Below are 11,701 nucleotides of genomic sequence, written 5' to 3'. Positions count from 1 at the left end.
AATGCTGTTCGAAACAAACTGTTGCACAGAATTGTAGCTGTTGTGAATCGTGGAACACCTTACACACCAGAATTAAAAAATAGTTAGAAATAACTTTTTTTAATCATAGATATCGCTGGGCTACATGACGTGCCGCTTAGCGAAGCACGTTTGTTTCCAACGGTACAAAGCGAAGTTAGTAGTTTGTGTGTAATTGGCAAACTATCATGCGGCATGGAATGTAGCTATTGTTAGGCACTGGGCGGATTCGTCCTACGTTAAGTGAGTCGAAATTGTTGTCGTTATACGGTTACAGTCACAGGTCAAATCGAGGTCGTTAGTCAAGACGAGTCCGTCCTGTGTCAACAATGTAAAACGAAGAACTATTTAACGTTTACAACTAAGTCGTTGCGAATTGGTTTTGATTCACAAGTGGTTTTTAGTTGAATCAAAGTCACACGATGGTTTTAATGTCAACCAGAAGTTGTTAGCTATACTAAAGTCAACCGAAGTAGGGTGGTGGTCGTTTAGTCGTCACTGTCTTACGAAGCACTTCAACCGCCTTGTGCCTAACGCTGGGCTACATGGCGTGCCGCTTATCGAAGCCCGTATGATTCCAACGTTAAGTAACGAAGTTAGTAGTTTGTGTGTAATTGGCAAACTGTCCCGCGGCATGACATGTAGCTATTGTTGGCGGTAGTTAACATTGGTCAGTTTTCCTTACACCACTTTGATTTGTCAACGGTTAATTCAATTCTTTCTGTCCCCCGTTTGATAATTGTCACATTTGAACCTCTTTCTTTTAGAAGTTCGTCACCGACTTGAATCGTATCGTAAAGTCCGTCAACAATTAGTGTTAATTGAATGTCCGATTTTTGGAGTTGAAAGTGCTTCAAAATCAAAGTCTCTCTAGCGTGATTTTCATTGTCAATGTATTTCTCTTCAAGTCGTCCAAAGTTCTCATGATTTAGGTATTGCTGATAGGTGTCACATCTCCATTTTTCAACATTGACACAACTTGAAAATATAAATAGCAAAGTTGTCAAATGTAAAGGTCTAATCATTTTTGTCGATCTTATCACAATATCAAATGGTCGAATGCTTTATTGTCACACGTTAATTACCGCCAACGCTTGGCTATGAAGCGTTACTTTTATCCTTTAAAAAATAATTAATCAAAAGTAATGCTTTATAGCCGTTGTTGTGTGCAGTTTTTTTTACCTAATTCTTGAGTAGATATTCCTTAATAACTCTTTTTCAGTTTCGTCATTGGTAATTAGTCCTTTAAGAACAATAAATCCAAGTTCTTTAACTTGGTCCAAAGTCTTGTTCTTTGCTTGAATAAATTCTCCATAGTCAAACCATCTTTCGCCTTTTCGTTTTAATGCAATTTGATAAGAAAAATATGTCCCCTTACCATATATCCGAATTTGATGATGTGAATAAGTCGTGTAGGTAAAATGTTTTCCATTTTTTGTAACTCCATTCTCCCATACAGATGTATTAATAAATCCACTTATGTTTTTAAAAACTTTAAGTACCTCTTGACTTAAAAATTGGTCTTCCCTTGTCAAATGTTCAACGCAAGTACTCCCAACTGATTTGTAACCCCAATTAGGATGATAAGTGATGTGTTCATATCTAATTTCAGTCCCGCAACCTTTTCGTTCACAAATTCCATCTAAACCGCCTAAGTCGTCAATTGAAACAAGTGTCCAGCCGCTGTCAGGTTCAACTAATCCATGTTCTTTTGAATGGCAGCCTTTACAAAGGGTCAAGCAGTCACTTGCTGGATATTCCCAAGGTTTCAGTCTTGGTTTATACATCTTGTGATGTGTCTGAAGTATAACATTAGGTTCTCCGCGTCCGCATTTCAGGCATTTGTAGTTGTCCCTACGCTTAATCATATTAGAGTATTCATACCACTCATTATTGTAATATGATTTTCTAAATTGCTTCATTCGTTGTCAAGAAGTCCGATTTGTTGGAGTGGTCAAATCTGTCCCGAAAAAATTGCACACAACGCTGGGCTACATGGCGTGCCGCTTTTCGAAGCCCGTATGATTCCAACGTTAAGTAACGAATTTAGTAGTTTGTGCGTAATTGGCAAACTGTCACGCGGCATGACATGTAGCTATTGTTAGCAGCATTTTCATTTCTCCTTTTTTTGTAATGCTTCAATTTTTGGCAAGTCTTTTTTGTATTGTTCTATGTCCCATTTTAAGTTCCAATTACTCACATAGTCCCCGAGCGGTTGAAGTCCTACAGCCGCACGTCTTTTATCCACGTTGTCAGGGTCGTCAAGAGGTAAAATATAATATTCATTGGTCTTCATATTCCAAGAGACTTGAGAACCATAAATCTGCTTGTTCCCTAAGCGCAATGCTACACGATCCTCTAGTAGTGCTAGACTACTCGCTTTTGCTTTTCCATTTTTTACAGCATCTCTCATCATAGGTAAGTATTTCACTTGCGTTTCTATGTCCGAATGTTGTATTACTAAAAACAATGTGGAATTTCCAGATTCTCCGATTATTTCAGATCCTAGCCAACCATACTTGCCAAGAATTGCTTCTATTTTGATTAAATTCAAAGAGTCCTTTTTCTCAATAATTTTCCACAAGTCTTTCATTTCCTTTGATTCCCAGCCATAGTTTGTTTGAATTGATTCGAGTTGTGCTCTATATTTTTGGTCGTCCTCACGAATCAGATGTAGTTGTGTTATTAAAGAATCGTTTAATGTACTTTGTGCGAATGTCTCAGTCAGTATGAGGAAGTGTAGACAGAACAAAACTGTCGTTCTCGTTCTAATAAATTTATATACAATTAGTCTCACTTTCATGCTGTTATTTTGTTGGTCACGTTGTCTTATTCGTGAAATTGCTGCTAACGCTGGGCTACATGACGTGCCGCTTAGCGAAGCACGTTTGTTTCCAACGGTACAAAGCGAAGTTAGTAGTTTGTGTGTAATTGGCAAACTATCATGCGGCATGGAATGTAGCTATTGTTAGGCACTGGGCGGATTCGTCCTACGTTAAGTGAGTCGAAATTGTTGTCGTTATACGGTTACAGTCACAGGTCAAATCGAGGTCGTTAGTCAAGACGAGTCCGTCCTGTGTCAACAATGTAAAACGAAGAACTATTTAACGTTTACAACTAAGTCGTTGCGAATTGGTTTTGATTCACAAGTGGTTTTTAGTTGAATCAAAGTCACACGATGGTTTTAATGTCAACCAGAAGTTGTTAGCTATACTAAAGTCAACCGAAGTAGGGTGGTGGTCGTTTAGTCGTCACTGTCTTACGAAGCACTTCAACCGCCTTGTGCCTAACGCTGGGCTACATGGCGTGCCGCTTATCGAAGCCCGTATAATTCCAACGTTAAGTAACGAAGTTAGTAGTTTGTGTGTAATTGGCAAACTGTCACGCGGCATGACATGTAGCTATTGTTGGCAATAGTTGGTTAGACTCTAATTTTTTTTAGGTTAGCAAATTCTTTTACTGTCGGTCTTTTTTCAAAAGTCCAATCGTAACCATGTTCACAGTAATTTACCTTTAGTTCTTTTCCTTCGTTATCTGTCTGCTTTTTAGTCAGTTTAATTACTTTAAAATTAGAGTCATACAATTCAATTACCGTCTCATCAACAGCCCCATCTGTACATTCCTCATTAAAATAGGAGAGTCTCTTTTCAAATGCTATTAATTGTCCATTCTGTGAGAAATAATGCATTAGTTCTAAATTCCAATCACCGCTTTCACTTATCGGAAATTCTCCAACGTAAATAATCTGTCCTTGTTCATTTTTAAGAATATTGTAAGTTGTCTCAATGTCTCTGGGCCAATTTTCATTTATCACGATTTTTAATTCAGATTGTCCTTTGACTTTAACTAACACGATTATTTTACTTTTTTCAACTTCTGATTTTTTTTCAATTTCAAGTCTTTCCTTTTCTCTTTGGTTAATAAGATCACCTTGTCCATAGGATGTTGTTGTCAGGAGTGACAGTATTATTAATACGTATTTCATTTTCTTAAACCAATTATTGCCAACGTTTGTGTATGTACAGGTGTTAAATTAATATCATTTATGTAAAATCCCTTGAAAATAGCTTGTAAATGCCTTAAATCATTCAAAATGGCGTATATATTTTTTGTTTAGTACTCTATTTGTCGAGACGGAGAATGTTATCTAGTGGACTCTTGATTTTATCCAATGCGAAACGGCTAACCTGAGTATATATTTCGGTGGTCCTTGACGACTCATGACCCAGCAAAGTTTGGATGTAGCGTGTAGAAGTGCCCGACTCGAGCAAGTGCGTAGCAAAAGAATGTCTCAAAGTATGTAGCTTAACATGCTTCTTTATTCCCGCTCGCTCCACAGCCTTCTTTAATACCATCTGCATACTCGCTGCAGAGTAACGCTCCCCATCTTTACCCTCATAGAGCCATCGCTTAGGTCTGTATTGCTTCATATATTCTTTCAGCATCGGTATCATCTGTTTGGCCAATATACTTTGCCTGTCTTTGCGCCCCTTGCCACCACGAATAAAAACGGTTAAGCGATCCATATCCACATCACCAGGTTTAAGATTTATCAGCTCACTCCGTCTTAAACCGGCAGCATAAATCAACATCAGCATGGTGGTGTGTTTTATATTCCCTGCATGTTGAATGATCGACACTACTTCTTCTTCGCTTAACACCTGCGGCAACGGCCTGTCTTTCATGGGGCGTTCTATGTAATATGTTTGTCTTACTTGCCCCATTACAATTTCATAGAAAAACTTAATGGCGTTTATGGCTTGGTTTTGTGTCGACTTGCTTACTTTTTTCTTCTCTACGAGGTAAAGTAAGTAATTGCGTATGTCAATATCGGTAAGTCCAATAGGATACGAATTGGCATAAAAATGCATGAATTCCTTAAACTGAAAAAGATATGTTTTCGTGGTATTACTCGTGTAGCCTTTAAGATGCAACTTTTGCTCTATCATGCGAAGCACTATTTGTTGTTCTTCATTTAAGGCGCGGAGTTTTTTGGTCTCAGGTTTTTCTACTGGTGGGAGAGAAATTATTTTCGTAGCTTGTTGTTTGTCAATCGATACATCAGTATCCTTGAGTAATTCAGAAGCTTTGTTAATACTCGAATAATCAACTTCAACATTGTGACGCTTAAAATGAGCTATTAAATTTTTAAGTAAACCAGCTTGGTCAGGCACATACCAACAGCGATGTGTTTTACTAAACAGTATACCTTCTATTTGTTTGGTAACCGTAATTAAATAACCATCATAAGGGAAGTGGATAGCAATGCAGTTTAAATCGCGGTGGAAGAGTTTTTCTAACCGTACACCTGCAGGTTTGGCATCAAAAAATTGATCGTACATAAGCCCATCGTATTAGGTAACACTAGTATTTAATTATTAATACGGGGCACTAAATCAAAACAATATAGAGAAATTCAATATTTGCACAAAAATAAATAAGAAACCTTATTTATTTACTTGATTTCTTGATACCACAATCTCTCTCAGCAGAAGAGAGGTAGGAGTGAGGCCAATTAATATGCATCAAGAAATCAAGTGAGTCGCTATTTTATTCCGATATCACTAAACTTCATTGATAGTTTATCAATGAAAGCAAATAATTATTAAAAAACATCCTGTCCGGTTAATTCCATTTCAAACTTGTCCGACATAGTAGCCACCTCTTGCAACATCTCTTTTACCTGTTCCTCGGTAACATTTCCGGCAGGACACGATGCCTCAATCTTAAGGTATCCATCCTCAATCATAAACTTACTATAATCAAACATGGCATTTTCCTCCAGAATTTCTCTGGCGTTAATGGTAGAGGTAAATTCGCAAACCTTAGAGGTAAACACAGCCAAATCTTTCCCGGATAACTGGCTGGGTTTTACAATAGCCAGAACTGTCTGAAATCGATTTTTACCAATGGGAACAACTACCACAGCCTTTGTGTGGTCATAATCTGTAAACTGACCACCAATATCGTCTATATACTGCTTTATAAATTTGAAGAGGTTCATAAATGGTTGATTTGGATGAAAGAAGTAATGGAAGATAGTTTTTTTTAAGCTTATAAAATAGAAAATGCAATTAAAAATAAACAAGGATCTCCTAAAACGGTATTAGAGGTGGGAGTGAGTCTTCCTTCAAGTAGTCATTTAGGCAAAGTCATTACAACGAATCAGGAAAATCAAGCTTTGCAGAGTTGCTGTTGCTTAAAAATATAACGGGTGAAATTTCACACCCTTTTTACTCATTTCAAGGGCAGGAGCTGGCAACTTAATAACTGACAATGCCTTGATTAAACCTCTTACAAACTTTGAATCTGTTTCAATGGCTGTCAGATCAAAATCTACCGACAAGTAATACTGCCTGTAGGGATCATAGCCATTCGCTGTATTTGTTGCATCTCTGGCATACAACATACTATGCGCGCCATACCCAACTGCAAGGTTCAACCATTTAGGAAAACGCATAAATTTATCCATGTCTGCCGATAGCCAATAGGTTTGCCCATTATAATCTTTTAAAATTTCAGTAGGAATATTTTCACCCAACACAGCAGGTCTGAGTGGCGCAAAAGGCGTACGATGAAAGGAAAATTTAGGTTGCAGACGTAACTCTTGCCAATGATTTTGCTGCCACCAATAAAATACACTACCACCGGCATTAGCAATTAAGTCACTTACCGATGCACCATAAGCTTCTGAGTAGCCATCAAATATTTCGATAGAAGAAATCAATACAAACCCGGCTAAACTACCAAGTAAAGCCGACTTCTTTGCCTTTACACCACATTGGTTGATGGATTGAGCGCTAAGAGCACTTAAATAGAAGGCTGTATAAAAGTGTCCTGCCTTGTCCACCTGCTTCCACTCAGCTGCATCATTAAAGAAGTGAAACTCTTCTCTTTTATTTTCCTTATACCAGGCTTCATTCAAAGCAAACATACTTACCCCATAAACAGCACCAGCAGATATACCAAGTGTGGTTAATTTTTTTGGTTGATACGAAATACTGTCATTTAAAAGGAATTGAGCTTTGCTAATATGAATAGACAAACAAGTAAGCAGAAAGAATAATAATCCTTTCCTTACAAAAGATGATAGTAACATGGCGGAGTTAGTGCTATTCCTCAGTGCCTCCATCTTCCTCTTTCAAAATGGCTTCTTCATTCACCTCCAGATCTTCAGTATTTTCCTCTCTCCGTTCTCTGGCAGAGCGCCATAAATCACTTAACGTATTAAAACTTTGTGTGTGTTGAATACTTACACCGGTAGTAATAGCATTTTGGTTGTTAAGGGCATTCAACAAAGCATTAGCATTGGTGCGATTATACATGCGCATTTTAAATTTGCCATCAGCCGTTAATAAGTAATCAACTGTCCAATCACCAACAAGTGAAGCTGTACTATTATTATTCACACCAGCTGTAGCAGTATTTTGATTGGTGAAAGTACCATCACGCGTAACACGTAAGCGTCCGTTTAAAAATGTGTATGATAAACGTAACTGAAATGTGTTGAAAGCTTCAGCATCTAAAGCACCCAGATCTACATCAATCTCAAGGTTTTCATCCACCTGACTCATCCAATAACTTAACTGATTAGATAGTAATTCACTCACACTATTCGTAACTGAACCTGTTGTGCTGATTGTTTCATTTAAAGGCGATAACCTTCGTAAAATGATCAAACTAAATACTTGTTTCTTTAGCTCCTGCTCATCGAGCTTTGTTTTAAACGCGGCAAACTCAAAAGCAAGACGCTTACTTATACCGTTGGTCAGTGTTACCGTTTGTGGTAGATCACGGGCAATAATATCAAAATTTATTTGTGGCGATAGCATGGCACCCTCCAACGAAAGTAAAACCTGTAGTGGATATTTACGCTTCAATACCGGATCATTCTGATTCTCTGCATCGATAATAATAGGAGCAATTGAAGCCAACTGATTATAAGCAGCCTTAATGCTCATTTGCCCTTGGTATGGATCGCCCGACCATGTAATCCTGCTTCCCTTCTGAATATCAAATTCTTTATTAATTAAATTATATAATGTAAAGTTGTATCCCCCTTCTTCGAACACAATGCCTCCAAACATGCTAAACTCACCCTTAGTGTCGAGTTGTAAACGAATGTCGCCATTACCACGGCCGCGAATAATATCTCCTGCTTTAATATCAAAAATAATTTCGCAATAAGCATCTTCAGTAATGTCAAGATTTAAATCGATAGAAACACCAGTAAGTTTTTTGCGATTATCAATATCAGTATTTGCACGAGTAGTATCATTAAAGTTAACGAAGCTGATAAACTCTTTTTTCTCAACAGAACCAGAGCTACTTAACGGAATATATATTTTTGAATTTCGATCTGTTTTAGCCGTAGCAGAAATTTTCAGGTTGGCAACAGGTCCAAAGAAATTCACTTCTCCAGTAGCAAAGGCCTGCCCATAAAAAAGCTCATTGTCTTTTATAGTGGTGTTCAGTACCATAAAGTTGGCAAAGCTTCCAAAGATATTAAGACGCATGTTATTGAAATTGCGATGGGCGATTACCCCTTCTAACTTACCTTTATTATTAAAGGCATCTTTCATTTGAATATTTTCAAAGTAGATAGAGGTTGGTGTAAGACCAATTATCCCTGTAAAATTGTACAAGGTTTTTAAATAGTCTATCATGATCTGGCCATTCGCAACCTTTCCCGATCCACGAATCAAAGGCTTATTAACGGTTCCTCTAATAGCGAACTCACCTGTTAACGTACCATCTATCTGGCTGAAGATGCCGCGCAATATCGGTTCAGCCAGTTTCAAATTAGCCTGATTAAGTACAGCCAGAACATTTAAAGGACTTACTTTATTAGTTGGATCATAATAGCCTTTCAAATTAATGGCTTCAATACCCATACGATTCACCATGAAATCCACTAAAAATTTATTCTCCTCACTATTCCATTGGTTATTTCCGATAATGTCACCGACTAAAAAATCATTCACCGTTAAATCTCGTACATCAACTTTATTTTCAAGAGTAGGTTCATTGTAGAGATCTCTGAAAGTAAGATCAGCATTTACAAGTCCACTTAGTTTTTCAGAAATAATTGATTCGAATCCATTCAAATCAATGTTTCGCAACGACACAAATAGTGGTTCATCTTTTTTATTAGAGATCATCCCTTGTAAATTGATTCTTTGTTCATCATGGAAGAATCCAACCTGTTCTAAATGCCAATCACTACCTTTTTGGCTTACCAATGTTTCTTCGTTAACCTTCCATGTTTTATCTAACAATTGAAAAGTGGAATTCTTTAAATGGATATACGTGCTATCACTAAAATCAACAGTGCCGCGTAGTCTTACATTGTTATTTAATTTCTCTTGATCAAGATCAAGACTAAAATCAATGTGATTTTTATTCCAAATAACTTCTGTTATTAAATCTTTAGTGGCAATGCCTTCAAGGCTTTGCTTATCTGATTGAATAAAAGCCATTGCCAACACTGCAGTACTATCTTTTAATTTAGAAGTGTTAATATCAATGTTAGTGTTTTCAAAAATGAAGTTGTCATATTGGAGCTTTGGTATTTTACTGTAAGCGTTAAAGATTGTCGTAATACCCTTTGTGAAGCTTCCCTCTATATTTACATTCGGTGAAAGTGAAAAATTGATACCTAACAATGTGGCAACAGGAGTTGCATCTTTAATTAAAACATCAAGACTGACAGCATAATCTTTCAGGCTTCTCCGTTCCGATTTATAATATTCAGCAATGCGCAACGAGTCATTTTTGATATTTAAATTTAATTCTGTTACGAGTCCCTGTAAGTCGATAAATAAATCACTAAAGTTAAAGTTTCCTTTCGCTGAAGCAGATATTAAATCCGTTCTTACACTTAACTCATGTAATTCTTTTTGTCTGGCAGCAAAAATATCCACCGATTGTAAGGCCAGACTTCTTTCCTTATAATGAATCTCAGCATTTTCAAACACAGCCGATCCAATTAAGCTATCTAATTCGAAACCTTTGGTGTCAATGTTTATTTCAGTGCTCAGACTAAGTACTTCTTTACTAAGCAGGATCTTATGAAAATCCAGGGTGTCAATTTTACCCTGCATTTTAATTTCATTTATGCCCTTTCTTAAATCTAATGAGCCCACAAGGTTTATTTTAGCATGTGCATCATCAATGCCAATCTTGCCACTGAAAAATTCTTTTGCAAAGCGGGCATCTGTGTAAATGTTTTGATAATTATAGTTTCGGATGCCAATAGAACTAACGTTAGCATTAAGCAAGAAGTCCGCAGTACTCATAGTAAGACCTGAACCTTTTATCTTACCCGCTAAACTTATTTTTTGAAAATTAAGGGTGTCATTAAGATAAGTGCCTAAATCAAAATTGATTAAACTAAGATTACCACTGTAAGTTGAGCGTTCATTATTAGTTTCATTAATTTTTAAGTTGATATCGGATTTAATATTACCAAGCCTTGTTTGAATAGATGCGTTTGCTACAAAGTCAGACACATAACCTAAAAATTGTCCATTTAAATTAGTAGCGCCCAGTGGGGAGAGTTTTTCAATCACTTCATTATTCAATGCAAAGGATAAGTCTTCGAAACGCAGATTCGAATTCTCCAGATCAATCTCAATAAAAGTTTCATCAATATAAGGCAAGCCATCCATGCTTAACTCTCCACGTAATTCGCTGTTACCTGTTTGTAACAGCATGTCGCTTAAAACAAACTTTTTAACCTTCCCATTAAAATTCCCGGAGACTTCAAGTGGGAGATCAAGCTTTGACGCACCCTTGGCAAAAAGTTCCAGGTCTTGCGGATGGAGTTTGATCTTTTCAAGATGTGCTTGAATTTTTACCGCATCATTAAACCGATTTAAATCTCGCTGCGATTCGTATAAGAAAACAATAGTATCAGCAATATAGCTTTTGCCAATATCTGCCTTCAGGTTATAAAATTCCATAGCCTTTTGCGAGATCCTGAAAAAAGTAGAGAAACTGTTTACACGTAACTGTGTTTGTCGGTCTTTGGCTACAATGGAGGCCACATCAAATTCAATGGTATCGCCCACGATCATGAATTTATCCAACGATACGTCTGTTATGTCTATTGTAAAATGATGGTAGTCGAAACCGCTCAATGTATCAGTAGCCCCATCGTTGTAGCGAAAACTGCTGTTTTGTAAAATAGCCTCACCAACGTTAATTACAGGGCTGGCGCCACCATTTCCTTTTCCACCATATTTTTTATTAATACGATCAATAAATATGTTAATGTTCAGGTCGTCCGTACTATCCGTTTCCTGAATGTTGTTTAAAAAGACATCCGCCTTGTCAACAACAATTCCATCTATATTAACATACTTACCTCTGAGCATTTCGAACAACTTGAAGTTGATTCTAAGACGCTCTACGGCTATCATCTTATTTTGCTCGGTATCTTCAATGAGTAGGTTTTCAAGCTCTAGTCGGTCGAACCAGAGCATTTTAAAGCTTTTTATGGTAGTGGGGAAACCTGTAACCTCCTGCAACTCGCCCAAATAGCGATCAATCAGCTTTTGTTGTACCGGGGGCGCCTGTAAAAGCAGAAAAGAGGATAGGATTAAAAAGATCAGACCAGTAACGCTGTACGCAAATACTTTTCGTAGTCTATTTTTAATAATTTGCGCGTTCATTTACTTAA

At 37.2% G+C, this 11,701-nt stretch carries 8 protein-coding genes; all 8 read right to left on the bottom strand.

Annotated features, from left to right (window positions below; all coding sequences use genetic code 11):
* Positions 1–689 precede the first annotated feature (689 nt).
* Positions 690–1,043, bottom strand: a complete 354-nt coding sequence (locus SanaruYs_RS04470; protein ID WP_127121284.1) for a hypothetical protein — start codon at positions 1,041–1,043, stop codon at positions 690–692.
* Positions 1,044–1,196: 153 nt separating this feature from the next.
* On the bottom strand, positions 1,197–1,805 hold the full coding sequence (locus SanaruYs_RS04465) for a hypothetical protein (RefSeq protein ID WP_127121283.1): 609 nt from the start codon (positions 1,803–1,805) through the stop codon (positions 1,197–1,199).
* Between the two features lie 326 nt (positions 1,806–2,131).
* Positions 2,132–2,821: a DUF6624 domain-containing protein gene (locus tag SanaruYs_RS04460; RefSeq protein ID WP_127121282.1), complete on the bottom strand. Its 690-nt coding sequence runs from the start codon at positions 2,819–2,821 to the stop codon at positions 2,132–2,134.
* A gap of 618 nt (positions 2,822–3,439) precedes the next feature.
* The gene (locus SanaruYs_RS04455) at positions 3,440–4,003 is read right to left on the bottom strand and encodes a hypothetical protein (RefSeq protein WP_127121281.1); all 564 of its coding nucleotides are present in this window, start codon (positions 4,001–4,003) and stop codon (positions 3,440–3,442) included.
* Positions 4,004–4,139: 136 nt separating this feature from the next.
* Positions 4,140–5,360 carry a tyrosine-type recombinase/integrase gene (locus tag SanaruYs_RS04450; RefSeq protein WP_127121280.1) on the bottom strand — a complete coding sequence of 407 codons (1,221 nt, stop codon included), beginning with the start codon at positions 5,358–5,360 and terminating at the stop codon, positions 4,140–4,142.
* A gap of 263 nt (positions 5,361–5,623) precedes the next feature.
* Positions 5,624–6,022: a hypothetical protein gene (locus tag SanaruYs_RS04445; RefSeq protein ID WP_127121279.1), complete on the bottom strand. Its 399-nt coding sequence runs from the start codon at positions 6,020–6,022 to the stop codon at positions 5,624–5,626.
* A 195-nt stretch (positions 6,023–6,217) separates the two neighbouring features.
* On the bottom strand, positions 6,218–7,150 hold the full coding sequence (locus SanaruYs_RS04440; protein ID WP_127121278.1) for a DUF2279 domain-containing protein: 933 nt from the start codon (positions 7,148–7,150) through the stop codon (positions 6,218–6,220).
* Positions 7,131–11,693, bottom strand: coding sequence for a translocation/assembly module TamB domain-containing protein (locus SanaruYs_RS04435; protein WP_127121277.1), 4,563 nt, complete (start codon positions 11,691–11,693; stop codon positions 7,131–7,133). Before SanaruYs_RS04435 ends, SanaruYs_RS04440 begins: the two co-directional genes overlap by 20 nt.
* Positions 11,694–11,701 lie beyond the last annotated feature (8 nt).

It is taken from the genome of Chryseotalea sanaruensis (assembly GCF_003990915.1).
GTDB classification, from domain to species: Bacteria; Bacteroidota; Bacteroidia; order Cytophagales; family Cyclobacteriaceae; genus Chryseotalea; species Chryseotalea sanaruensis.
Note: the sequence above shows the minus strand (reverse complement) of the source record. Positions and strands in the feature narration are given on the sequence as shown.

What these genes read in the sequence shown, in the direction of transcription:
- SanaruYs_RS04450 (WP_127121280.1), bottom strand. Translation starts at nt 5,360, where the DNA reads ATGTACGATCAATTTTTTGATGCCAAACCTGCAGGTGTACGGTTAGAA.
- SanaruYs_RS04435 (WP_127121277.1), bottom strand. Translation starts at nt 11,693, where the DNA reads ATGAACGCGCAAATTATTAAAAATAGACTACGAAAAGTATTTGCGTAC.
- SanaruYs_RS04440 (WP_127121278.1), bottom strand. Translation starts at nt 7,150, where the DNA reads ATGGAGGCACTGAGGAATAGCACTAACTCCGCCATGTTACTATCATCT.
- SanaruYs_RS04460 (WP_127121282.1), bottom strand. Translation starts at nt 2,821, where the DNA reads ATGAAAGTGAGACTAATTGTATATAAATTTATTAGAACGAGAACGACA.
- SanaruYs_RS04455 (WP_127121281.1), bottom strand. Translation starts at nt 4,003, where the DNA reads ATGAAATACGTATTAATAATACTGTCACTCCTGACAACAACATCCTAT.
- SanaruYs_RS04445 (WP_127121279.1), bottom strand. Translation starts at nt 6,022, where the DNA reads ATGAACCTCTTCAAATTTATAAAGCAGTATATAGACGATATTGGTGGT.
- SanaruYs_RS04470 (WP_127121284.1), bottom strand. Translation starts at nt 1,043, where the DNA reads ATGATTAGACCTTTACATTTGACAACTTTGCTATTTATATTTTCAAGT.
- SanaruYs_RS04465 (WP_127121283.1), bottom strand. Translation starts at nt 1,805, where the DNA reads ATGTATAAACCAAGACTGAAACCTTGGGAATATCCAGCAAGTGACTGC.